This window comes from Pseudomonas sp. SIMBA_067 (assembly GCF_046534675.1).
In the GTDB taxonomy this organism is placed as follows: Bacteria; Pseudomonadota; Gammaproteobacteria; order Pseudomonadales; family Pseudomonadaceae; genus Aquipseudomonas; species Aquipseudomonas putida.
In genome coordinates this window covers 419805-443149 of the sequence record NZ_JAWRYH010000003.1, presented here as the reverse complement: position 1 = coordinate 443149, position 23345 = coordinate 419805, and the positions used below count along the sequence as shown (strand labels likewise).

Genomic DNA, 23345 nt, shown 5'->3' with positions numbered 1-23345 from the left:
GAAACAAGCCTCAGGACGCCACCTCGCGTTTGCTTGGCGCTGGCGATCTCGTCCCGACAATAATTCCAAGGAGAACGCAGATGAACGCACCGCAGTCCCCTAACAGCACCAAGGTCGAGCAGGTGAAGCTGCTGATCAACGGCCAGTGGGTCGAATCGAAAACTACCGAGTGGCGCGACATCGTCAACCCGGCCACCCAAGAAGTGCTGGCGCGCGTGCCGTTCGCCACCGTCGAGGAAGTCGACGCTGCCGTGGCTGCTGCCCACAGCGCTTTCCAGACCTGGCGCAACACCCCGATTGGCGCGCGCATGCGCATCATGCTCAAGCTGCAGGCGCTGATCCGCGAACACACCAAACGCATTGCCCAGGTGCTCAGCGCCGAGCAGGGCAAAACCCTGGCCGATGCTGAAGGCGATATCTTCCGCGGCCTGGAGGTGGTCGAACACGCCGCGTCCATTGGTACCCTGCAGATGGGCGAGTTCGCCGAGAACGTCGCCGGCGGTGTCGATACCTACACCCTGCGCCAGCCAATCGGCGTATGCGCCGGTATCACTCCGTTCAACTTCCCGGCCATGATCCCGCTGTGGATGTTCCCCATGGCCATCGTCTGCGGCAACACTTTCGTGCTCAAACCTTCCGAGCAGGATCCGCTGTCGACCATGCTGCTGGTCGAGCTGGCGCTGGAAGCCGGCGTACCGGCAGGCGTGCTCAACGTGGTGCACGGTGGCAAGCAAGTGGTGGATGCCATCTGCACGCATCAGGACATCAAGGCAATTTCCTTCGTCGGTTCTACCGAAGTCGGCACCCATGTGTACAACCTCGGCAGCCAGCACGGCAAGCGCGTGCAGTCGATGATGGGCGCCAAGAACCACGCGGTAGTGCTGCCCGATGCCAACCGCACGCAAACCGTCAACGCCCTGGTCGGTGCCGCCTTCGGCGCGGCGGGCCAGCGCTGCATGGCCACCTCGGTGGCGGTGCTGGTGGGCAAGGCCCGTGAGTGGCTGCCCGACATCAAGGACGCGGCGAGCAAGCTCAAGGTCAATGCCGGCTGCGAACCGGGCACCGACGTTGGCCCGGTGGTTTCCAAACGCGCCAAGGAGCGTGTGCTGGGCCTGATCGAAAGCGGCATCAAGGAAGGCGCCAAGCTGGAACTCGACGGCCGCGAGGTCACGGTGCCGGGCTACGAGCAAGGCAACTTCGTTGGCCCAACCCTGTTCTCGGGCGTGAAGACCGACATGCAGGTGTATACCCAGGAAATCTTCGGCCCGGTGCTGGTCACCCTGGAGGTCGATACCCTCGACGAGGCCATTGCGCTGGTCAACGCCAACCCGTTCGGTAACGGCACCGGCCTGTTCACCCAGAGCGGCGCGGCAGCGCGCAAGTTCCAGAGCGAAATCGATATCGGCCAGGTCGGCATCAACATCCCGATCCCGGTACCGGTACCGTTCTTCAGCTTCACCGGCTCCCGTGGCTCCAAGCTCGGCGACCTCGGCCCGTACGGCAAGCAAGTGGTGCAGTTCTACACTCAGACCAAAACCGTCACCGCCCGCTGGTTTGATGACGACAGCATCAATGACGGTGTGAACACCACCATCAGCCTGCGCTAAGGAGAAGTCATGCGTATCGCATTCATCGGCCTCGGCAACATGGGCGCGCCCATGGCCCGCAACCTGATCAAGGCCGGGCACCAACTGAACCTGTTCGACCTCAACAAGGCCGTGCTGGCCGAGCTGGCAGAACTGGGTGGGCAGATCAGCCCGTCGCCCAAGGACGCGGCGGCCAACAGCGACCTGGTGATCACAATGCTGCCAGCTGCGGCCCATGTGCGCAGCGTGTACCTGAACGAAGATGGCGTGCTGGCCGGTATTCGTGCCGGTACGCCTACCGTGGACTGCAGCACCATCGACCCGCAGACCGCCCGTGATGTGTCCAAGGCGGCAGCGGCCAAAGGCGTGGACCTGGGCGACGCGCCGGTGTCCGGTGGCACTGGCGGCGCGGCGGCGGGCACCCTGACCTTCATGGTCGGTGCCAGCGCCGAGCTGTTCGCCACGCTCAAGCCGGTACTGGAGCAGATGGGCCGCAACATCGTGCATTGCGGTGAAGTCGGTACCGGGCAGATCGCCAAGATCTGCAACAACCTGCTGCTGGGTATTTCGATGATCGGCGTGTCCGAGGCCATGGCCCTGGGCAACGCGCTGGGCATCGACACCAAGGTGCTGGCCGGCATTATCAACAGCTCGACCGGGCGTTGCTGGAGTTCGGACACCTACAACCCGTGGCCGGGCATTATCGAAACGGCACCGGCATCGCGTGGCTATACCGGCGGCTTTGGCGCCGACCTGATGCTCAAGGATTTGGGGCTGGCCACTGAAGCGGCACGCCAGGCTCACCAACCGGTGATCCTCGGCGCCGTGGCCCAGCAGCTGTATCAGGCCATGAGCCTGCGTGGCGAGGGAGGCAAGGACTTCTCGGCCATCGTCGAGGGTTATCGCAAGAAAGATTGACGCAAGAGGTGGGCTTCATCGCGGGCCAGGCGGCCTTCCCTCTGTAACTGCGCACCAGAGGGAAGGGCACCTGCCCCGCGATTTTTTTTGCCCGTACTTCAGGCTAGAGATTTGCAGGAGCAGCCTTGTGCTGCGAAGAGGCCAGCCAAGACAACACAACTGCTGTGTCTGAACTGGCCTCTTCGCAGCACAAGGCTGCTCCTACACAGGGCTATGTGTAGCTTCAGGGATCAGGCGAAGACGAAATACTTGCGCACGGTCTCGACCACTTCCCAGGTGCCTTTCATACCTGGTTCGATCACGAACACATCGCCGGCCTTCAGGTGCTTCGGCTCTTCACCTTCCGGGGTGATGATGCAGTAGCCATCGAGGAAGTGGCAGAACTCCCACTTCTCGTAGTTGACCTCGAACTTGCCCGGGGTGCAGATCCAGGTGCCCATGATCTTGCTGCCGTCGGCCGACAGGTAGGCATTGAGGTTGACGGTGTGCGGATCGCCGCCGATGCGCTTCCACTTGGTGGCGTCCACGACCGGCGTCGGGCAGGTTTCGCGCAGGACGGTGATGAAATCGGACATGGGACAACTCCTGGTGACTGGCTGAATGACTGGTCACCATAGGGCCATCGGCCGAGCCGCAGTTGCCTGGGCTCGACGTCCAGCTGTCTGCTCGCGCTATGCCAGACGTTTGATATTGGCTACGCCCACCAGTACCGCACAAAGTGGAAGAACACCGGCGCGGCAAAGCACACCGAGTCCATGCGATCGAGCATGCCGCCGTGGCCTTCGATCATGTGGCCCCAGTCCTTCACCCCGCGGTCGCGCTTGATCGCCGACATCACCAGCCCGCCGAAGAAGCCCATGGCGTTGACCGCCAACGCCATCAGCGCGGCCTGCCAGAAGGTGAACGGGGTGATCCAGCACAACAGGGCGCCGATCAGGGTGGCCAGTGCCACGCCGCCGGCCAACCCTTCTACGGTCTTGGACGGTGACAGGTTGGGGGCCACCTTGTGCTTGCCAAACAGCTTGCCGCACACGTATTGCAGCACGTCGCTGATCTGCACCACCAGGATCAGCCAGGCGATCAGCAGCAGGTTCCGCCCCTCGTAGCCGGGGATGTCCAGGGTCATCAAGGCGGGCACCGACGATACGCAGTACACCGCGATCATCAGCCCCCACTGCACCTTTGACGCACGTTCGAGAAAACGCGTGGTATCGCCGCCGAAGCTGGCCAAAATCGGCAGCAGCAGGAACAGGTACACCGGGATGAAGATGCTGAACAGGCCGTACCAGTCCATGGCGATCAGCACGTACTGCACCGGCAGTGCCACATAAAACGCTGCCACCAGCGCCGGGTAGTCGCTGCGCCGGGTCGGGGTGAGGGTCATGAATTCGCGCAGTGCGTAGAACGACACGCCATAGAACAGCACGATCACGCCGTATTTCCCGAACAGGAAGGCGATGCCGATCACCAGCACCATCACCCACCAGGCGTTGATGCGGGCGTTGAGGTTGTCGATCACCGCGTGTGGCGCCGGGCCGGCGCGCCACTTCAGCAGGCGGCCGGTCACGCTGGCGAGCAGCAGCAGGGCGCCGATGCCGGCGAACAGGGAAAGGGTGTTGTCGTCCATGTCAGGCATCCTTCGGGGCCAGGGTCAGCAGGGCCTGGCTGGCCCGCTCGAGAAAGGCCTGCTTGCTTTCGTCAGCGTGCAGGTGCAGCGGTTCGCCAAAGCTCAGTGTGCACAGCAACGGCAGGGGCAGGGCGCGGCCTTTGGGCATCACCCGGTTGAGATTGGCGATCCATACCGGTACCAGCTCGACGTCGGGGTTGGCCGCGGCCAGGTGGTACAACCCGCTTCTGAACGGCATCAGTGGCTCGTCGCCCAGGTTACGCGTGCCTTCCGGGAAGAAGATCAGCGAGTCGCCTTGAGCCACGGCTTCAAGGATCGGCTGTAGCGGGCTGCCCTGGCCTTCGCTGCGTTGGCGGTCGATCAATACGCCGTTGAACACCTTGCGAATGAGAAAATCGCGGATGCCCGGCTTGGCCCAGTAATCCGCGCCGGCCACCGGGCGGGTGCGTTTGCGCAAGGGCTGCGGCAGTGAAGCCCACAGCAGCACGAAGTCACCGTGGCTGCTGTGGTTGGCGAAGTACAGGCGCTGCACTGGCAGCGGCGTGCAACCCAGCCACAGGGCGCGGGCACCCGTGATCAGACGGGCGGCGGAGGTGATGAGGTAGGCAGTCAGGTTGGCGAGCATGGATCGGTGGTCATCCCTTCAAAGGCAGTGTCAGCAGGGTAGCCAAGGCCAGCGACAACTGCAGGCCCAGGCACAGTGCCTGGCGGCGCAACAGGTTCAGTGCGGCCTGGCTGCGGTCAGGCCAGGCGCGGGCGTCCGTGGCCTGCGGTTTCAGTTTCAGCTCGAACAGGGCGCGGTCCAGGGCCTGGGTGTCCGCTGCCAGGTGGTTGCTGCTGGCGAGGTGGGTGAACAGTTCGGCATCTATGGCCACGCGGATGGCCCAGTACTTGTGCACCACGCCAAGCACCAGCAGCACGCCGCACAGCAGGCTGGCCAGCGGTTGAAGTGGGGCACCCAACAAAGGTGCAAGGCCGTAGGCCAGGGCCAGCAGGGTGAGGCCGTCGGACAAGCGTTCCAGCTGTTTGCCGCGACCCAGCAGGCTGGCCACCACACGCATGTTCATGGCTGTGCTCCAAGCTGTTGCAAGGCCAGGCGGTGTGCCGGGTGCAGAACGATGCCGGGGCGGGCTTTGCGGATCAGTGCTTCGGCCTGCTGGGCGTTGCTGCAGCGGCCGGAGAGCAGCAGCCAGGCGGCCACGGCGCTGGCGCTGCGCGAATAGCCCAGAGCACAGCAGACCAGTACAGGGCCTTGGGCGTGCAGGCGTTCGATGGCCTCGGCGGCCTGCTGTAGCAGGACAACGTCCGGCGCTATCAGATCCAGGGTAGGGAAACACTGATACTCAAAGGCTGGCGCGGCCGTTGTAGGAGCGGCCTTGTGCCGCGAAAGGGGCGCGAAGCGGCCCCGGTTTTTCAGCTTCGCGGCAGACATTGCCGGGGCTGTTGCGCAGCCCTTTCGCGACACAAGGCCGCTCCCACAAATGTCCGCAGCAGGGCGGCTGACAGCGCACGGCAGCTCGGCGCACAAATCGACAAGCGCAGCGAACTGCGTGCTGCGCCCAGGGATCCTCCCCAGATACACGCCATCGCACACTTCATCGGCTTGTGGGTGGTGCCGGGTCCATAGCCGCGAATTGACCCACGCTCCGACCAAATACGGTGCCAGCAGCCAGCTGGCCGCATTCGACAAGCGCCCATCGGCGCCTTTCTGAAACCCGCCTGCACCCAACCCACCATAGTTCAGCGCAACCAGTGCCAGCGACACGGCCGGCCAGGCCAACCACAACCAGGCGCCGCCCGACACAATGGCAGGCACAGCGCACAAAACAGCGCCGACGGCATAATAAAACGCCACCCGCCAGCGCTTGGCATCCTGTGCTAGGCGCGCCTGTTGCCAGGGCAGTCGCCCCTGATGCGGCCACAGCCAGACGCAGGCAAACCCCGCCAATGCACCCGTGGGTACATCGATGAAATGATGCTGCCAGGTGGTCAGTACCGACACCCCGATCAACGCCATCCAGCCATGCATCAGCCATCGCCAGGGCTGGCGCTGCACATGCCGGGCAAACATCGTCCAGATGATCACCAGCAGCGCAATGTGCAGCGATGGCGCCTGGTTGAACGGTTTGTCGAAGCCCATCAGTACATCGAACAGCCAGCCGAACAGCCCACCCAGCTCTGGCCGTTCGAAGGTGAACCGCAGCGGCCACAGCAGGAAGCAGGTGACACTGATCACCTGTGCGCTGAGCAGTGCCAGCGCGTGCCGGTCCATTTCCTGGCGTGTGCGCGGCAGCAGAAAGGACAGCCCGTAGAGCAAGTCGATCGACCAGTATGGGATGATCGTCCAGGGCCACAGCGGCATGCTGCGCTCCCAGCCGAACACCAGGCTGCCGACATCACTACGCCCGGCGGTATGGTTGTTCGCCAGCCCATAGCTGAGGAAAAACAACGGCCCCAGCAGCAGAAGCCAGAACACGCCCCGGCGGATCAGCCCAGGCTCGCGTGATGGGTTCATTCAGCGCACCCGCTGTGCCAGGCTGACGCTGAAAATCCCCCATTCATCGATGCGCTGGGCCAGCTTGCGGAAACCGGCCGCCTCTACCAACTGGTCCATTTCGGCCTGGCTGCGGCGTCGCATCACCCAGGCCTCGCCACCCCGGTGGCTGGTAAGGGCGCGGGCGATCATCTCCAGTTGCGGGTGCCACGGCTGGCCGGTGTAGACCAGATAACCGCCATCTTCCACGGCATCGGCCAGGCCGGCCAGCGAGTTGCCCACCAGCTGGTTGCTGGGGAACAGTTCGTAGAGCCCCGAGACCACCGCAAGGGTCGGCGGCTGCTCCAGCGTTGCCAGGCTCTGGCGGTCGAAGGCATCGCCCTGGACGAAGCGGGCGATGTCGGCCAGGCCCTTCTCGGTGATCAGCGCGCTGCCTTGCTGCACGTTAAGCTCGCTGTAGTCGCGCAGCAGGATCGAGTCCGGCAACTGCTCAAGGTCTTGCAGTGCTTCGAGGATGTAGCGGCCATGGCCGGCGGCGATATCGACAATGTGCACGGGCCGCTGTTGTTCGCGCAGCCGGGCGATGGCCAAGCGCAGCAGTTCCTCGACGTGCAGCTTGCGCTGGCGAATGCCACGCCAGCCGATGGCGTCGAGGTAGTTCTGGTCGACCAGGCGGCCCAGCTTGCCCTTGCCGGTCGGTTGGTTGCGGTACACGTAGTCGAGCGTGCTGCCCGAATCGAAGCCGGTGTCGAAGCCCAGTTTCACCCCCGCAGACAACCCCTTGCCCAGGCTAAGCCCGGCGCGGGTGGCGCGCCAGTAAAGGTCACGCGGCGAGTGGCGCGGCAACGGTGCGGCCAGGCTTTCGGCTTCGGCGCAACTGGCGCCCGTCTTGTCGGCATCGAGCAGTGACGGCCGCGCGGCGGGGCTGGTGAAGCAGTGCTCCACGAACCGCTCGATGCGCTTCAGGGCGTGGGCCCGGTCACGCTCACCGAGGGTGTCGTGGAAGAAGCCCGGCAAAATGTGCATTTCCTTGCGCGTGCTGCCCAGCCGTTCGAAAAAGCGCTCCTGCGGCTGGCGCTCGACCACGAAGTCGGCCCCGGATACCAGCAACTGGGTGGGTACCTGAATGGCCTGGGCATCCGCCACTACCCGGTCAGCGGCTTCGTACAGGCCCAGCAGCATGGTCACCGAAATCGGCCGGCTGATCAGCGGGTCGGCCACGTACGACATCACCCGCTCGGGGTCGTGAGTGAGCAGGCGTGGCTTGACGTAGCTGTTGACGAAGAAGTTGCCGCGCAAGGCCTTGAGCAGCTTCAGGCCAGGGCGGGCGAATGGCACGTACAGCTTGACCTTGAACGCGGGCGAGGCCAGCACCAGGCAGCGTACCTTGGGCGCGTAGTCGTGGGCCCAGGTGGCAATCAGCACCGCGCCGACGCTTTGCGCCAGCACCACCATGTCGTGCTCGGCGATGCCGTGATGGGCCTGGATATGTTCGATGAAGGTTTGCACGTCGCGCACGCTGGTGGCGAACCCCGGGCTGTCGCCGCGTGCGCCTGGCGACTGGCCATGGCCGCGGGCATCCCAGGCGAAGAAGTCATAGCCCGGCATGTCCAGTTCATCGGCCAGGTGGGCCATGCGCCCGCCGTGTTCATGGCCGCGGTGGAACATCACCACGGCCCGGCGTGGCTGGTGCTCGTTGCGGGTGGCAGGCCAATGACGGTAGTGCAACTCGACACCGTCATGGGTGGAGAAGTGCAGCGCTTGCGCTTGGCGCATTATCAACGTCCTTTTTGCGGCGGCTTTGGGCTCAGCGGGTTTCGGCCAGCCCCTGGCGAACCCGGTTGTAGAGGGTATAGAGCGAGAGCGCGAGGATGACCAGCAGCAGGCCATTGATCCAGCTGCCGTTCAGCAGGCCAAAGGTGACCCCTGTGCCCAGCACGCCGAAGGCAAAGGCCCGGTCGCTTTTGCCCATGGGGCCGTCGTAACGGCGCGAGGCGCCAGCCAGCGGGCCCATGACGCCGGCGTATTCGCTGAAGGTGGCACACAGCACCACCAGCACCACCAGCACCGGAGAAACCCCGGCCAGCAGGGCGAAGGGCAGGTACAGGGCGGCGTCGGCGATCACGTCGCAGAGTTCGTTGAGGTAGGCGCCGAGGGTAGATTGCTGGCCGAACTCCCTGGCCAACATGCCCTCGACGGCGTTCAGTGCCATGCGCAACAGCATCCACACCGGTATCAGGATGAACAGCCAGGTGACGTGGGGCAGGGCGGCCAGCAGCAGGCCCAGCAGGACCGACACCACGGCGGCGGCGACGGTAACCTGGTTGGCGGTGACACCGCGGTCGTAAAGGCGCTGGACTGCTGGGCGCAGCAGGGCCTGGAAGCGCGGTTTGAGCTGGTAGATCGATGCCACTGGAAAATCCTTTTTCGTAGTGCGATGAGGGGATTGTGTGCGACCGGCCGAAAAAATGCACCCACTGTGCAGGAACTGACGCTTCAACGGGTGAGGGTGGTCACCAATGCTGCGGCATAGCCCGGCAACGCCGCAAAGTCCCGCGCGCACACCAGCAACTTGCGGTTGGCCCACGCCTCCTCCAGCGCCACCCAGTGCAACGGCAGCACGCCTTGCCAGCGCTTCACGGCTGCCAGCGGTACCACCCCGACCCCGGCCCCGCCTGCAACCATGCGGATCACCCCATCGAAACCCTCGGCCCGTACCCGCACTTGCGTACGGCGCCCCTCACGCAGGGCCTGTTCTTCCAGGTACAACGCCAACGCGCTAGTAGCACCCAGCCCGACATGGCCATGCACCAGGCTGTCGATGAAACTGGGCGCGACCGCACCGGCCAGCGGGTGGCCCAAGGGCGTCACCAGTACCAGCGGGTCGTCGCGAAACGGCCGGGTTTGCAGGTGTTCGTTGGGCGCTGCGGTCGAAACGATGCCAAGGTCCGCCATGCCCTGGGTAATCGCCTGCACGATGCGCAGGCTCGGCAGCTCCTGCACATCTACGCTGACCCCGGGATGTGCAGCCAGGTAGCTGGCCAGCAGTTCTGGCAGGTACTCCGTGAGTGCTGCTGTGTTGCACAGCAGGCGTACCTGGCCTTGCTGCCCTTGTGCGTACTGGCCCAGATCAAACTGCAGGCGCTCGACCTGCTGCGCTATCAGGCGTGCATGCTGCAGCAGTGCCTGACCCGCCGGTGTCGGCTGCACGCCACGGCGGTTGCGCTGCAGCAACGGGATACCCAGCGATGCCTCCATCGCGCGGATGCGTGCGCTGGCTGCCGGCAGCGACAGGTGGCTGCGGCTGGCGCCGGCAGTGATGTTGCCGCACTCCAGGGTGTGCTGGAACAGCTTGAGGTCGATCAGGTCGAAATGCATGTGGCTCTGTCTTTACAAGAGTCTGGCTGAGTATATGGCAGATTTTCCCGCTGGCCGGAAACCGCCATCATCAGCCCATGACTACTTTGCTAGCTTTCTACCAGGACATTGGCCCAGCCCTTTCGCTGCTGGTAGTGCTTACCTTCCTGCTGGCCGGCGCGGTCAAGGGGGTGATCGGCCTGGGCCTGCCGACCATCGCCATGGGCCTGCTGGGGCTGGCTATGCCGCCGGCGCAGGCAGCTGCGCTGCTGATCGTGCCGTCGACCCTCACCAACCTTTGGCAACTGGCCAGCGGCGGGCACCTGCGGGCGTTGCTGGTGCGGCTGGGGCCGATGCTGGCGCTGATCTTCATTGGCACCTTGCTGGGCAGTGCCTGGCTGGGGATCGACAGTGGCCCATGGGCCATCCACGCGCTGGGTGCGGCTTTGCTGGTGTATGCGTTGTACGGGCTGGTCGGCCCGGGCTTACACCTGGCGCCGGCGCACGAGCGTTGGCTGGGGCCGGTCTGTGGGCTGTTGACGGGGGTGGTAACGGCGGCAACCGGGGTTTTCGTGATACCTGCGGTGCCCTACCTGCAAAGCCTGGGCCTGAGCCGTGAACAGATGATCCAGGCCCTGGGCCTGTCGTTCACGGTGTCGACCTTGGCGCTGGCCGTTGGCCTGGCCGGGCAGGATGCCCTTGGTGGCCAGGCGTTGGGGGCTTCGCTGCTGATGTTGGCGCCCGCCTTGCTCGGCATGCTGGCCGGGCAGTGGTTGCGTCAGCGCATCAGCGCGCTGCTGTTCAAACGTTGCTTCTTCATCGGCCTGGCCGCCCTGGGCGGCCACTTGCTGATCAACGGCTAGCGCTTGATGCGCTGAGCATGTCGACCCGCTGGATATCGAAATCGCGCTCCAGGTAGTCCATGCGCTTTTCGAAGAACGCGGTCATGTGCGGCAAGGCCGAGTGCACATCCAGCGCGGCCTGGTCGGCCCACACTTCAAAGAACACGAACAGGCTCGGGTCCTGCTGGTCGCGCAGCATGTGGTACTCGATGCAGCCCGGCTCCTGGCGGCTGGGCTCGACGAAGGGGCGGAACAGGGTTTCGAACGCATCAGCCATTTCCGGGCGGGTCTTGGCTTTGAGGATAAAGGCGAACTGCTCACTCATGGGGCGCTACTCGGTGATGGGTGGTGAGTCGATTCTACGGCAATAATACTTCGCTCATTCGTGACTTCCGGTCAATTGTATTTTGCCCAGTCACCCCTGTATCCCGCTCCCGCGAGCATCTAACCTGCCGGCATCAAATTTTGACTCGGCCCGGGAGGCCCGCATGAAAAAGATCCTTCTGCTCAATGGTGGTAAACAGTTCGCTCACTCCGAGGGCCGCCTCAACGCGACCTTGCACGAAGCAGCCATCGCTCACCTGGACCGCGCCGGCTTCGATGTGCAGCAAACCTTTATCGACGGCGGCTACGACGTGCAGGCCGAGGTAGAGAAGTTTCTCTGGGCCGATGTGATCGTCTACCAGATGCCGGGCTGGTGGATGGGCGCACCCTGGACCGTGAAAAAGTACATCGACGAAGTCTTTACCGCTGGCCATGGCAGCCTTTATGCCAACGATGGCCGTACCCGTTCGGATCATTCGCAGAAGTACGGCAGCGGTGGCCTGTTGCACGGCAAGCAGTACATGCTGTCGCTGACCTGGAATGCGCCGCAGCAGGCGTTCGATGACCCGAGTGATTTCTTCGAAGGCAAGGGTGTGGATGCCGTGTACTTCCCGTTCCACAAGGCCAACCAGTTCCTTGGCATGACCGGCCTGCCGACTTACCTGGCGGTAGATGTGATGAAGCGCCCGGATGTGCCCGCGGCATTGGCGGCTTATGAGGCACATCTGGACAAGGTGTTCGGCAAGGCGATCTAATCCAGGCAGGTACCCATCACAGGCGCGAATGTGAAAACCCGATCCGAAGAACTCCAGGTATTCGTCGCCGTCATCGACTGCGGCTCGATTTCTGCCGCTGCCGAGCAGATAGGCCAGACCCCGTCCGCCGTCAGCCGCACCTTGTCGCGCCTGGAGGGCAAGCTGGGTACCACCCTGGTCAACCGTACCACCCGGCGCATGGACCTCACCGAAGAGGGCCGCTACTTCCTTGAGCGCTCACGGCTGATCCTGGAGCAGATGGACGAGATGGAAGAGCGCCTGTCGATGAACCACCAGACGCCCACCGGGCGCCTTCGCATCAACGCCGCTGCGCCGTTCATGCTGCATGCCATCCTGCCGTGGATCGGTGAATTCCGTCGCGAGTACCCGGGCATCGAGCTGGAACTGAACACCGATGACCTGATCATCGACCTGCTGGAGCAAAGCACCGATGTGGCGATCCGCATCGGCGAACTGGCCGATTCCAGCCTGCACGCGCGCAACCTGGGTTGCAGCCCGGTGCAGGTACTGGCCAGCCCGGCCTACCTGGCGCAGCACGGCACGCCGCAGCGGGTCGAGGACCTGGCCAACCACTGCCTGCTCGGCTTCAGCCAGCCCGAATCGCTCAACCATTGGCCGCTGCGCCACGCCCAGGGTGACCGCTTCAGCATCCGGCCGGCACTGATCGCCTCCAGTGGCGAGACCCTGCGCCAGCTGGCACTGGCCGGCGAGGGCATTGTCAGCCTGTCGCACTTCATGACCCATGAGGACATCCGCGCCGGACGCCTGCAAGTGGTCCTGGCCGCGGCCAACAATGGCTACCGCCAGCCGATCCACGCGGTGTACTACCGCAATACCCAGCTGGCGCTGCGTATCCAGTGCTTCCTCGATTTCATCCAGCGCAAGCTGGCGATGTACGCCTGCTGAGTTGCCTGAACGCGACAGATCCTGTCCACAGGCGGCGAAATTTCCTATGGTTGATTGCACAGTCGAAACGCTTCGGCCTTACTGACTGCTCAACAAAAACAACACCAAGGAAGTGTCATGCGTATCGTCCCGTTCCAGTACCTGGCTCTCGCAGCCGCGATCCTGAGCTGTTCCTCGGTTTATGCCGCCACGCTGGAGGGCGGCGCAGTGGCTGCGCCCGATCAATATGGTGCACAGGTAGCCGCCGATATTCTGAAAAAGGGCGGCAACGCGGTGGACGCCGCCGTGGCAACCGCCTTCACCCTGGCTGTGACCTACCCGGAGGCCGGTAACATCGGCGGTGGTGGGTTCATGACCCTGTTCGTCGACGGCAAGCCCTACTTCCTGGACTACCGCGAGGTCGCGCCGAAGGCCGCTACACGCAACATGTACCTGGACGACAAGGGCGAGGTCATCGAAAACCTCAGCCTGGTCGGGGTACGCGCCGCGGGTGTGCCTGGCACGGTGATGGGCCTGTGGGAGGCGCACCAGAAGTTCGGCAAGCTGCCGTGGAGCGAGCTGCTGACCCCGGCCATCGGCTATGCGAAAAACGGCTTCAAAGTGGCGGAAAAGCAGTACCAGTACCGCAACGATGCCCAGGGCATGTTCAAGACTGCGACCAACTTCAATGACTACTTCGGCAACATGAAGGTCGGCGAGCTGTTCAAGCAGCCAGAAATGGCCCAGACCCTGGAACGCATCGCCGACAAGGGCGTGAGCGAGTTCTACCAGGGCAAGACTGCCGACCTGCTGGTGGCGCAGATGCAGGCTGACAAGGGCCTGATCACCAAGGATGACTTGAAGGATTACAAAGCCGTATGGCGTGAGCCGATGGCGGTGAGCTGGCGTGGTAACGTGGTCTACACCGCACCACCGCCAAGCTCTGGCGGCGTCGCCCTGGCCCAGTTGCTGGGCATCAAGGAAGACCGCGCGGCGGACTTCAAGGGGGTGGCGCACAACTCGGCGCAGTACATCCACCTGCTGGCTGAAATCGAGAAGCGCGTATTTGCCGACCGTGCCGACTACCTGGGCGACCCGGCCTTTACCAAGGTGCCGGTGGACCAACTGGTGGCCAAGGACTACTTGGCCAAGCGCGCCGCGCAGGTCAACCCGAAAGCCATTTCCGACACCGACAAGGTCAAGCCGGGCCTGGAGCCGCATCAGACCACGCATTTCTCGATCGTCGACAAGCAGGGCAACGCGGTCAGTAACACCTACACCCTCAACCTCGATTACGGCAGTGGCGTGGTGGTGAAGGGCGCAGGCTTCCTGCTCAACGACGAGATGGACGACTTCAGCGCCAAGCCCGGCGCTGCCAATGCCTTTGGCGTAGTCGGTGGCGATGCCAACGCAATCGAGCCGGGCAAGCGCATGCTGTCCTCGATGAGCCCCAGCCTGATGACCCGTGATGGCAAGGTCGAGCTGGTCATCGGTACCCCGGGCGGTTCGCGGATCTTCACCTCGATCTTCCAGGTGATGAACAACCTGTACGACTACGGTATGCCGCTGGACAAGGCGGTGGCGGCACAGCGCGTGCACCATCAGTTGCTGCCCAAGGACACTATCTACTTTGACAGCTATGCACCCCTGACCGGGCCGGTGGCGGATGAGCTGAAGAAGATGGGCTACGTGCTTGAGGACCAAGGCTGGGAGATGGGCGATATCCAGGCGATCCGGGTGGACGGGGCGAAGCTTGAGACTGCTTCCGATCCGCGGGGGCGTGGGGTGGGGATGATCGTCAAGTAATGCCTGCCAGATTGCTGGGAGGGCTTTGCCCTCCTTTCGCGGCACAAGGCCGCTCCTACAGGGGAACGCGATCTCCTGTAGGAGCGGCCTTGTGCCGCGAAAGGGCCGCAAAGCGGCCCCGGGTTACCCAGGTCAGACGCGGAACTGGCTGACCAGTGTCTGCAACTGCCCACCCAACCGCGCCAGCTCAACGCTGGCCGACGCCGTCTCGTCACTGGCCGCCGCCGTCTGCTCGGACACATCACGCACATTCAGGATGCTGCGGCTGATCTCTTCCGCCACTGCACTCTGTTGCTCCGCCGCCGCAGCAATCTGCTGGTTCATCGACTGGATGCTCGACACCGTGCTGGTGATGTTCTCCAGCGAGGCGCCGGCCTTACGTGCCAGTTCGACGCTGCTGTCGGTCAAGGTACGGCTGCCCTGCATGGCGTTCGCCACTTGCTGGGTACCATCCTGCAGGCTGGCAATCAGCGCTTCGATTTCTTCGGTGGACTTTTGCGTGCGCTGGGCCAGGCCGCGCACTTCGTCGGCGACCACGACAAAACCACGACCGGCCTCGCCGGCACGCGCCGCCTCGATCGCCGCATTGAGCGCCAGCAGGTTGGTCTGTTCGGCCACCGACTTGATCACGTCCATCACGCTACCGATCTTCTGGCTTTCCTGCTGCAGCAGGTTCATGGCTTCGGTGGAGCGGTGCATGTCCTCGGCCAGGCGCTCGATCTGGCCAATCGCCTCGCCTACTACGCGGTCGCCGGCGCGGGCTTCGTCGTCGGCACCGGTGGCGGCATGCGAGGCCTGCTCGGCATTGCGCGCCACTTCCTGAACGGTGGCGGCCATTTCGTGCATGGCGGTGGCCACCTGGTCGGTCTCGACCTTCTGGCTGTTGGCGCCGGCACTGGTCTGTTCGGTCACTGCCGACAGCTCTTCGGCGGCGCTGGCAATCTGGGTGACGCCATCGCGGATGCCGCTGATCAGCTCGCGCAGCGTGGTGCCCATGCGCGCGATACCTTGCTGCAGCACGCCCAGTTCGTCGCGGCGGGTGATGCGCGCATGCTGGGTGAGGTCGCCGCTGGCGATCTTTTCTACCGCTGCCAGGGTTTCACGCAGTGGGCCGGTGATCTGGCGGGTGATCAGTACCGCTGCCAGTACGCCGACCAGCAGTGCCAGCAGGGTAGCGATGGCCTGCAGGGTGCGGGCCTGGGTGCTTTCGATGTCGCGGCGTTCCAGCTGGATCTGGTACAGCGCATCGCTGCGCTTGACGATATCGGCGCCCTGCACGGTCATTTCGGCGCGTGAGGTGGTGATGTTGGCGACCGCGTCGCGGAACTGGCGCACGGCATCACGGTAGGCCAGTACCGAGCGTTCGAACTGTTGCAGGCGGGCGTCTTCGGCGGGCAGCTGGCGCTTGAGGTTGTCGATATCGGCTAGTGCTGCATCCAGCTGGCGCAGGGCGGCCTGCTCGTTGGCAGCACTGTTGTCGGCAATGTAGCCGCGCACGTCGATGCGCACCTGCAGCAGTTGCTGGCGGGCCTTGCTGATCAGCTGGTACTGGGCCAGGCGCACGCTGTCGGCCTCTGGGCGCGCCATGACTTCCTGGCTGAGGGCGTCCATGGCCTGGTCGGCGCGGGTGGCCGAGCCGTCCATGGCAACGCGCGCAGCGCGGGTAGCGTCGTAGCCTTGGCGCATCTTGTTCAGCGACACCTTGTAGGCGCTGATGGTTGCGCCCAGCTCATTCAGCAGCTTGACGTTGTCCGGGCTTGTGAAGGTGCTGGCCAGGTAGGCCTGCTGCTTGCTGAAGGCATCCAGCTTGGTCTGGGTGTTGGCGGCGGCAGCATCGTCGCCGTTGGCGATCATGTACTGCAGGCGCGCGATGCGCAGGTCGGTCAGGTCTTTGTTGAGCTGGCCGATGTCACCCATCCAGTTGCTACGGTCGATCAGGCTGCCCAGGCTGGTCCAGCCGGTCAGAGCCAGCAGGCCGGTGAGGATCAGCACCAGGCCGAAGCCCAGGCCAAGTTTGAGGTTGACGCTGATGTTAGCGAACCAGCTGTTCATGCACGCTCTCCAGAAGTAGTTTTCGCTCTCTTGATCTTCGATCGCAAGGCGTTGTTGTTCTGGCTGCCCGCTGATTCGTGCAGGGGTTATCGGCAATGATCAGGGAAGCTGAAACGCTTTTTCAGCAAAAGACGGTCTTGCACCATCACTCAGGCTGCCGCCTCACCTTGTAGGAGCAGCCTTGTGCTGCGAAGAGGCCGGTAAGGCTAAAGATTGTCTTCGGCTGCAATGGCCTCTTCGCAGCACAAGGCTGCTCCTACAAGGACCGCACCTGCATGCGGCAGATGTTAGAGGCTGCGCGCGCTGAAGGTATCGCAGCTGTTCACCTCACCTTGGGCAAACCCGGCCTTGAACCAGCGTACCCGCTGCGCCGAAGTGCCATGGGTGAACGAGTCCGGCACCACGCGCCCACGGCCTTGCTGTTGCAGGCGGTCATCGCCAATGGCGTTGGCGGCGTTCAGCGCTTCCTCGACGTCACCCGGTTCCAGCCAGTTCAGGCGCTTTTGCGCCTGGTAAGCCCACACGCCGGCGAGGCAGTCGGCCTGAAGTTCCTGGCGCACCAACAGGCCGTTGTCGCCCTCCATGCGCTGGCCGTTGCGGCGTGCGGCATCGACCTTGGCCGAAACACCCAGCATGGTCTGTACGTGGTGGCCGATTTCGTGGGCGATCACGTAGGCCTGGGCGAAGTCGCCCGCCGCAGCGAAGCGGGTTTCCATTTCGCGGAAGAACGACATGTCCAGGTACACCCGTTGGTCAGCCGGGCAGTAGAACGGCCCCACCGCCGCCGAAGCAAAGCCACAGGCCGAATTGACCTGGCCACTGAACAGCACCAGCTTGGGGTCGCGGTATTGCTTGCCGGCTTCGGCAAACAGCGCTTTCCAGGTGTCCTCGGTATCGCCCAGCACCGAGGCGACGAACTCGGCCTGCTGGTCGTTGGCCGGTGGCGCCTTGGCGCCTGTGCCACTGGGTGCCGTTTGCTGTTGCTGCTGTTCCATCTGGCCGGTGAGCTGGCCAAGAATCTGCAACGGGTCCTGTCCGGTGAGCCAGCCGATGCCAACGATCAGCAGAATCGCCCCAAGCCCCAGCCCTTTGCCGCCGCCGAAACGCATGCCGCCGCCACCGCCACCTTCACCCCGGGCATCCACCACGTTGTCGCTGCGTCGGCCTTTTCGCCATTCCATGAGTGCTCTCCCGAGCGTGAAACAAGAAGACAAAGATTAGTTCAGGAACTGCACAACTGTCAGGCCAAGGTGTTAATCCATAACCATTTGGTTATGTATGGAGTGGTCGATTTCAATATTAATTGCGCGCGACCTCCCGGAAACTGTAAGTCCGCCTGCCACGCCCAGGCGTTCACATAATTCCAAGAGAGGAATCCGGCATGCCCGCACAGGACAACAGCCGCTTCGTGATCCGTGATCGCAACTGGCACCCCAAAGCCCTTACGCCTGACTACAAAACGTCCATTGCCCGCTCGCCGCGCCAGGCACTGGTCAGCATTCCACAGTCGATCAGCGAAACCACTGGTCCGAACTTCTCCCACCTGGGCTTCGGCGCCCACGACCATGACCTGCTGCTGAACTTCAACAACGGTGGCCTGCCAATCGGCGAGCGCATCATCGTTGCCGGCCGCGTGGTCGACCAGTACGGCAAGCCTGTGCCGAACACCCTGGTGGAGATGTGGCAAGCCAATGCCGGTGGCCGCTATCGGCACAAGAACGACCGTTACCTGGCACCGCTGGATCCGAACTTTGGTGGTGTCGGCCGTTGCCTGACCGACAGCGACGGCTATTACAGCTTCCGCACCATCAAGCCGGGCCCGTACCCATGGCGCAACGGCCCGAACGACTGGCGCCCGGCGCACATCCACTTCGGCATCAGCGGCCCGTCGATTGCCACCAAGCTGATCACCCAGCTGTATTTCGAGGGTGACCCGCTGATCCCGATGTGCCCGATCGTCAAGTCGATCGCCAACCCTGAAGCTGTACAGCAGTTGATCGCCAAGCTCGACATGAGCAACGCCAACCCGATGGACTGCCTGGCCTACCGCTTTGACATCGTGCTGCGCGGCCAGCGCAAGACCCACTTCGAAAACTGCTGAGGAACCCGCCATGCCAATCGAACTGCTGCCGGAAACCCCTTCGCAGACCGCCGGCCCCTACGTGCACATCGGCCTGGCCCTGGAAGCGGCCGGCAACCCGACCCGCGATCAGGAAATCTGGAACCGCCTGGCCAAGCCAGACGCGCCAGGCGAGCACATCCTGCTGCTCGGCCAGGTGTATGACGGTAACGGCCACCTGGTGCGCGACTCGTTCCTGGAAGTGTGGCAGGCCGACGCCAATGGCGAGTACCAGGATGCCTACAACCTGGAAAACGCCTTCAACAGCTTTGGCCGCACCGCTACCACCTTCGATGCCGGTGAATGGACCCTGCACACGGTCAAGCCGGGTGTGGTGAACAACGCGGCTGGCGTACCGATGGCGCCGCACATCAACATCAGCCTGTTTGCCCGTGGTATCAACATCCACCTGCACACGCGCCTGTATTTCGATGACGAAGCCCAGGCCAACGCCAAGTGCCCGGTGCTCAACCTGATCGAGCAGCCACAGCGGCGTGAAACCTTGATTGCCAAGCGTTGCGAAGTGGACGGGAAGACGGCGTATCGCTTTGATATCCGTATCCAGGGGGAAGGCGAGACGGTGTTCTTCGACTTCTGATGGAAACCCGGGGCCGCACAGCGGCCCCGGGGCTATCAGCCGTTCACAGGCTTCAGGTCAAACGCATCGGCCTGGTACTGGAACAGCAGGCAATCGGCCGCCGCAGTGCATCCGCTTTCATGCACCAGGTCGGCCGGCAGCCTGTAGTAGGACCCGGCTGAAAACTCGGTGCGTTTGCCATCGATTACCGCGTAGAAAGTACCCTTCAGCACCACGGTCGGCAGTGCCTGGCTGTGCTGGTGCAGACCGTTGTCGGTCCCTTTCCTGAATTTCACATAGGCCGAGTAAGGCCCCTTGCCGAAAATGTCCCCCTCAACGTTGGCGTAGCTGACTGCGCCGTTGGTGTTGGGTACGTCCTGCCACTTCAATGCTGCGCTATCGGGTACTGACACGGTTTTTTCTGCTGCGTTGATGCCAACGGCCAGGGTGGCGAGCGCCACGCCCGCAATGATTGCCTGCAATGCCTTCATGGTGGTGTTCCTTCGTTGAGTGACAGTGCAACGAAGCCTAACCAAACACTTTCTGCACAAATACGGGTCTCGGTGCGCATGACTTGTTCATGATTTGCACAGATCAGGCCTGCCATCTCGGCTGCGCGTAGTAGGTTTGGGCATAGTCCAGCAACGCCCGCACTTTGGGTGCCAGGTAGCGGCTTTGCGGGTACACCGCATACAGGTTGCGTGGTGGCAGGTTCCAGTCCTTTAGTACCGGCACCAGGCGCCCGTCCAGCAAGGCGTCATGCACGATAAAACGATCGAAGCTGGCAATGCCCAGCCCGCCAATGGCAGCAGCGCGCAGGGCCATCGGCGAGTTGGCGCTGAGGCGCCGGGGCATCAGGATGTTGCGCTGTTCACCCTCTGGGTTGGTCAGATACAGACGCTGTGGGTGAGGCAGATTGCTGTAGCCGAGCAGGGGATGGTCAACCAGTGTGTCGAGGGAAGTTGGCGTGCCGTGACGTTCCAGGTAGCGAGGTGCCGCCACCAGTAGCACCTCGCTGTGGGCCAGCAGGCGGGCTACCAGGCTGGAGTCGGGCAGATGATCGGTAATCCGAAGGCAGACATCGATTTGCTCTTCCAGCAGGTCGATGAAGCGATCGCTGCAATTGAGCTCGACCTGCAGCTGTGGGTGGCGCTCGACGAAGTCCGGCAGCCAGCGCCCCAGTTCAAGTTCGCCGAACGCAGTTGCCACGCCCAGGCGCAGGGTACCCGCGGGTTGCTGCTGATGCTCCGAAAGCTCCAGGGTCATCGCCTGCATCTGTTCGAGGATCTGCACGCAGTGGCGGTAGAAGAGTGTTCCTGCTTCGGTCAGGTGCAGGCGGCGGGTGGTGCGGGTGAGCAGTTGCGTGCCCAGCTGGCGTTCCAGCTGTTTCACCTGGCGTGACAGCACGGTGTGGGACAGGCCTGCCTGGCTGGCGGCGGCACTGAAGCTGCCGAGGTCGACGACCCGGCGAAAGGCCTGCATGGCGTTCAACTGGTCCATCGGTACAGCTCCCCTGAAGCGCCCGGTGGAGCCTTGCAGGCCCCACCGGGTAGCAGATCAGCGCCGCACCAGCAACACGCCGCTTTCCATGTGATGGGTATACGGGAACTGGTCGAACAGCGCGCAGTGTTCGATACGGTGGGTATCTTGCAGCTGGGCGATGTTCTGCGCCAGTGTCTCGGGGTTGCAGGAGATGTACAGGATCCGCTCGAAACGCCGGGTCAGCTCGCAGGTGTCAGGGTCCATCCCCGCGCGCGGCGGGTCGACAAACACAGTGCCGAAGTCATAGCTTTTCAGGTCGATGCCTTCCAGGCGACGGAACGGCCGCACCTCATTCAGCGCCTGGGTCAGCTCTTCGGCCGACAAGCGTACCAGGCGGACGTTATCCACAGCGTTCTCGTCGAGGTTGCTGAGCGCGGCATTGACCGAGGTCTTGCTGATTTCGGTCGCCAGCACCTGGCGCACGCGGGTGGCCAGCGGCAGGGTGAAGTTGCCGTTGCCGCAGTACAGCTCCAGCAAATCGTCCTGGCGCTCGCCAATGGCCTCGAAGGCCCAGCTCAGCATCTTCTGGTTCACCGCGCCGTTGGGCTGGGTGAACGCGCCTTCCGGCTGGCGATAGCTGAACACACGGCCAGCCACGTCGAGTTTTTCCACCGCGTAGTCGCGGCCGATCACCAGGCGCTTGCCCTTGGAGCGGCCGATGACGCTCACGCCCAGCGCTTCAGCCAGTTGCCGCGCTTCTACTTCCCAGGCCTCGTCCAGCGGGCGGTGGTAGCACATCGTGATCATCGCATCGCCGGCCAGGGTGGTGAGGAACTCTACCTGGAACAGGCGGTTGCCCAGTTCCTCGCTGGCCTGCCATGCCGCCTTCAGGCGCGGCATCAGTGCATTGATGCGCTGGCTGGCAATGGGGAAATCCTCGATCAGGATCGCCTTGTGCTTCTCGCCCGGGGCAAACATGGCGTAGTGGCGCTGGCCATCCTCGCGCCACAGGCGGAACTCGGCGCGCAGGCGGTAGTGCTCGCGCGGCGAGTCGAAAACAGCCGGTTCCGGCGCGCCGAATGGCGCCAGCAGCTCGCGCAGCCGGGCCACTTTGGCGTCCAGCTGGGTGGCGTAGGAGGAGGGGTCGAAAGCAGCACTCATGCGTTGAACCAGCCCAGCTTGATGACGAACAGGATGGAAAGGATCACCAGGGCCGGGTTCAGGTCGCGGTGGCGGCCGGAGATCAGCTTGACGGCGGTCCAGGAAATGAAGCCGAAGGCGATGCCGTTGGCGATCGAGTAGGTCAGCGGCATGGCCAGGGCCGTCACCACCACCGGTGCGGCTTCGGTGACGTCGTCCCAGTTTATTTCTGCCAGGCCCGAGGCCATCAGCACGGCGACGAACAGCAGCGCCGGCGCGGTGGCGAACGCCGGCACGCTACCGGCCAGGGGGGCGAAGAACAGCGCCAGCAGGAACAGCACGGCAACCACGATGGCAGTCAGGCCGGTGCGGCCACCGGCGCTCACGCCCGCAGCGGACTCGATGTAGCTGGTGGTGGTCGAGGTGCCCAGCAGGGAACCGGCCATGGCGGCGGTGCTGTCGGCGATCAGGGCGCGGCCCATCTTCGGCATGTGGCCGTCCTTGCCCATCAGGCCGGCGCGCTTGGCCACGGCGATCAGGGTGCCGGAGTTGTCGAACAGGTCGACGAACAGGAACGCGAAGATCACGCTGATCAGGCCTACATCGAGGGCACCGGCGATGTCCAGCTGCAGGAAGGTAGGTGCCAGCGAAGGTGGCATCGACACGATACCGCCGAACGGCGTGACGCCCATCGCGATCGACGCGACGGTGACGGCCAGGATGCCGATCAACACCGCGCCGCGCACCTTCAGCGACTCAAGGCCGACGATCAGGAAGAAGCCCAGGGTGGCGAGAATCACCGACGGCTGCTTGAGGTCGCCCATGCCCACCAAGGTGGCCGGGTTATCAACGACGATGCCGGCGTTATGCAGGGCGATCAATGCCAGGAACAGACCGATGCCGGCGGCAATAGCCGAACGCAGCGGCAGCGGGATGCTGTTCACGATCCACTCGCGGATGCGGAAGATCGACAACAGGAAGAACATCACCGCCGACAGGAACACCGCGCCCAGCGCCACTTGCCAGGTGTGGCCCATGTGCAGCACCACGGTGTAGGTGAAGAACGCGTTCAGGCCCATGCCCGGCGCCAGGGCGATCGGGTAGTTGGCAATCAGGCCCATGGTCGCAGAGCCGATGGCCGCTGCCAGGCAGGTGGCGACGAAGATCGCGCCCTTGTCCATGCCGGTCTCGCCGAGGATGCTCGGGTTGACGAACAGGATGTAGGCCATGGCCAGGAAGGTGGTGACGCCCGCGAGAATCTCGGTGCGCACGTTGGTGTTGTGTGCTCTTAGTTGAAACAGCCTTTCCAGCATGCCCGCTCCCCAAGGCGCCCCCGGCGCCATGAATGTATCGACCCCAT

23 protein-coding genes and 1 pseudogene are annotated in these 23345 nt (G+C 63.7%); 8 read left to right on the top strand and 16 right to left on the bottom strand.

What is annotated here, in order from left to right:
- Positions 1 to 80 precede the first annotated feature (80 nt).
- Both SB765_RS10510 and mmsB read left to right on the top strand, forming a co-directional pair.
- Positions 81 to 1607 carry a CoA-acylating methylmalonate-semialdehyde dehydrogenase gene (locus tag SB765_RS10510; protein WP_016497902.1) on the top strand — a complete coding sequence of 509 codons (1527 nt, stop codon included), beginning with the start codon at positions 81 to 83 and terminating at the stop codon, positions 1605 to 1607.
- 9 nt (positions 1608 to 1616) lie between these two features.
- Complete coding sequence (mmsB, locus tag SB765_RS10505; RefSeq protein ID WP_341796796.1) at positions 1617 to 2504, top strand: 3-hydroxyisobutyrate dehydrogenase; 888 nt, start codon at positions 1617 to 1619, stop codon at positions 2502 to 2504.
- Positions 2505 to 2734: 230 nt separating this feature from the next.
- Here mmsB and SB765_RS10500 read toward each other — a convergent pair whose 3' ends face one another.
- The 8 genes from SB765_RS10500 to SB765_RS10465 all read right to left on the bottom strand — a co-directional run bounded on the left by SB765_RS10500 (position 2735) and on the right by SB765_RS10465 (position 10003).
- Entirely contained in the window at positions 2735 to 3079 is a 345-nt protein-coding gene (locus SB765_RS10500; RefSeq protein ID WP_003258412.1) for a cupin domain-containing protein, read from the bottom strand.
- Positions 3080 to 3198: 119 nt separating this feature from the next.
- Positions 3199 to 4131 (bottom strand): phosphatidate cytidylyltransferase, encoded by a 933-nt coding sequence (locus tag SB765_RS10495; protein ID WP_016489124.1) that lies wholly within the window; start codon positions 4129 to 4131, stop codon positions 3199 to 3201.
- Between the two features lies 1 nt (position 4132).
- Positions 4133 to 4756, bottom strand: a complete 624-nt coding sequence (locus SB765_RS10490; RefSeq protein ID WP_016497906.1) for a lysophospholipid acyltransferase family protein — start codon at positions 4754 to 4756, stop codon at positions 4133 to 4135.
- A gap of 10 nt (positions 4757 to 4766) precedes the next feature.
- A complete protein-coding gene (locus SB765_RS10485; protein WP_410910862.1) occupies positions 4767 to 5198 on the bottom strand; it encodes a hypothetical protein in 432 nt (143 codons plus the stop codon).
- Positions 5195 to 6646, bottom strand: coding sequence for a phosphatase PAP2/dual specificity phosphatase family protein (locus SB765_RS10480; protein WP_410931284.1), 1452 nt, complete (start codon positions 6644 to 6646; stop codon positions 5195 to 5197). Before SB765_RS10480 ends, SB765_RS10485 begins: the two co-directional genes overlap by 4 nt.
- Entirely contained in the window at positions 6647 to 8401 is a 1755-nt protein-coding gene (locus SB765_RS10475; protein ID WP_410931283.1) for a bifunctional alpha/beta hydrolase/class I SAM-dependent methyltransferase, read from the bottom strand.
- 31 nt (positions 8402 to 8432) lie between these two features.
- The gene (locus tag SB765_RS10470) at positions 8433 to 9038 is read right to left on the bottom strand and encodes a CDP-alcohol phosphatidyltransferase family protein (protein ID WP_410931282.1); all 606 of its coding nucleotides are present in this window, start codon (positions 9036 to 9038) and stop codon (positions 8433 to 8435) included.
- An 83-nt stretch (positions 9039 to 9121) separates the two neighbouring features.
- Complete coding sequence (locus tag SB765_RS10465; RefSeq protein WP_410931281.1) at positions 9122 to 10003, bottom strand: LysR substrate-binding domain-containing protein; 882 nt, start codon at positions 10001 to 10003, stop codon at positions 9122 to 9124.
- Between the two features lie 77 nt (positions 10004 to 10080).
- Here SB765_RS10465 and SB765_RS10460 point away from each other — a divergent pair, with 77 nt between their 5' ends.
- Complete coding sequence (locus SB765_RS10460; protein ID WP_410931280.1) at positions 10081 to 10845, top strand: sulfite exporter TauE/SafE family protein; 765 nt, start codon at positions 10081 to 10083, stop codon at positions 10843 to 10845.
- Here SB765_RS10460 and SB765_RS10455 read toward each other — a convergent pair.
- The gene (locus SB765_RS10455; RefSeq protein ID WP_341796788.1) at positions 10835 to 11149 is read right to left on the bottom strand and encodes a putative quinol monooxygenase; all 315 of its coding nucleotides are present in this window, start codon (positions 11147 to 11149) and stop codon (positions 10835 to 10837) included. The two genes, SB765_RS10460 and SB765_RS10455, sit on opposite strands and share 11 nt — an antisense overlap.
- 163 nt (positions 11150 to 11312) lie before the next feature.
- On the opposite strand from SB765_RS10455, the gene SB765_RS10450 reads away from it, so the two are divergent.
- The 3 genes from SB765_RS10450 to ggt all read left to right on the top strand — a co-directional run bounded on the left by SB765_RS10450 (position 11313) and on the right by ggt (position 14615).
- Positions 11313 to 11903 (top strand): NAD(P)H-dependent oxidoreductase, encoded by a 591-nt coding sequence (locus SB765_RS10450; RefSeq protein ID WP_049274996.1) that lies wholly within the window; start codon positions 11313 to 11315, stop codon positions 11901 to 11903.
- A 30-nt stretch (positions 11904 to 11933) separates the two neighbouring features.
- Positions 11934 to 12830: a LysR family transcriptional regulator gene (locus SB765_RS10445; RefSeq protein WP_410931279.1), complete on the top strand. Its 897-nt coding sequence runs from the start codon at positions 11934 to 11936 to the stop codon at positions 12828 to 12830.
- A 117-nt stretch (positions 12831 to 12947) separates the two neighbouring features.
- The gene (ggt, locus tag SB765_RS10440; RefSeq protein WP_016489113.1) at positions 12948 to 14615 is read left to right on the top strand and encodes a gamma-glutamyltransferase; all 1668 of its coding nucleotides are present in this window, start codon (positions 12948 to 12950) and stop codon (positions 14613 to 14615) included.
- Between the two features lie 132 nt (positions 14616 to 14747).
- Here ggt and SB765_RS10435 read toward each other — a convergent pair whose 3' ends face one another.
- The 3 genes and pseudogenes from SB765_RS10435 to SB765_RS10425 all read right to left on the bottom strand — a co-directional run bounded on the left by SB765_RS10435 (position 14748) and on the right by SB765_RS10425 (position 17848).
- A complete protein-coding gene (locus tag SB765_RS10435; RefSeq protein ID WP_410931291.1) occupies positions 14748 to 15611 on the bottom strand; it encodes a methyl-accepting chemotaxis protein in 864 nt (287 codons plus the stop codon).
- Positions 15603 to 16532 (bottom strand): annotated as a pseudogene (locus SB765_RS10430) (methyl-accepting chemotaxis protein); the annotation flags it as partial. The gene SB765_RS10435 and the pseudogene SB765_RS10430, both read right to left, overlap by 9 nt.
- 422 nt (positions 16533 to 16954) lie before the next feature.
- A complete protein-coding gene (locus SB765_RS10425; RefSeq protein WP_410931278.1) occupies positions 16955 to 17848 on the bottom strand; it encodes a neutral zinc metallopeptidase in 894 nt (297 codons plus the stop codon).
- Positions 17849 to 18048: 200 nt separating this feature from the next.
- Between SB765_RS10425 and pcaH the strand changes: the two genes are divergently transcribed.
- Together pcaH and pcaG are read left to right on the top strand one after the other, a co-directional pair.
- Positions 18049 to 18768, top strand: coding sequence for a protocatechuate 3,4-dioxygenase subunit beta (gene pcaH / locus SB765_RS10420; RefSeq protein WP_016489110.1), 720 nt, complete (start codon positions 18049 to 18051; stop codon positions 18766 to 18768).
- Positions 18769 to 18778: 10 nt separating this feature from the next.
- The gene (gene pcaG, locus SB765_RS10415; RefSeq protein ID WP_003251601.1) at positions 18779 to 19384 is read left to right on the top strand and encodes a protocatechuate 3,4-dioxygenase subunit alpha; all 606 of its coding nucleotides are present in this window, start codon (positions 18779 to 18781) and stop codon (positions 19382 to 19384) included.
- Between the two features lie 35 nt (positions 19385 to 19419).
- On the opposite strand, the gene SB765_RS10410 is transcribed toward pcaG, so the two are convergent.
- From SB765_RS10410 to SB765_RS10395, 4 genes are all read right to left on the bottom strand, one after another.
- Positions 19420 to 19854, bottom strand: a complete 435-nt coding sequence (locus tag SB765_RS10410) for a cupin domain-containing protein (protein WP_410910871.1) — start codon at positions 19852 to 19854, stop codon at positions 19420 to 19422.
- A gap of 103 nt (positions 19855 to 19957) precedes the next feature.
- On the bottom strand, positions 19958 to 20863 hold the full coding sequence (locus SB765_RS10405; protein ID WP_410931277.1) for a LysR family transcriptional regulator: 906 nt from the start codon (positions 20861 to 20863) through the stop codon (positions 19958 to 19960).
- A gap of 57 nt (positions 20864 to 20920) precedes the next feature.
- Positions 20921 to 22006 (bottom strand): tRNA (uridine(54)-C5)-methyltransferase TrmA, encoded by a 1086-nt coding sequence (trmA, locus tag SB765_RS10400; protein ID WP_341796783.1) that lies wholly within the window; start codon positions 22004 to 22006, stop codon positions 20921 to 20923.
- The gene (locus SB765_RS10395; RefSeq protein WP_016497921.1) at positions 22003 to 23298 is read right to left on the bottom strand and encodes an NCS2 family permease; all 1296 of its coding nucleotides are present in this window, start codon (positions 23296 to 23298) and stop codon (positions 22003 to 22005) included. The genes trmA and SB765_RS10395 overlap by 4 nt, the downstream gene beginning before the upstream one ends.
- Between the last annotated feature and the right edge of the window lie 47 nt (positions 23299 to 23345).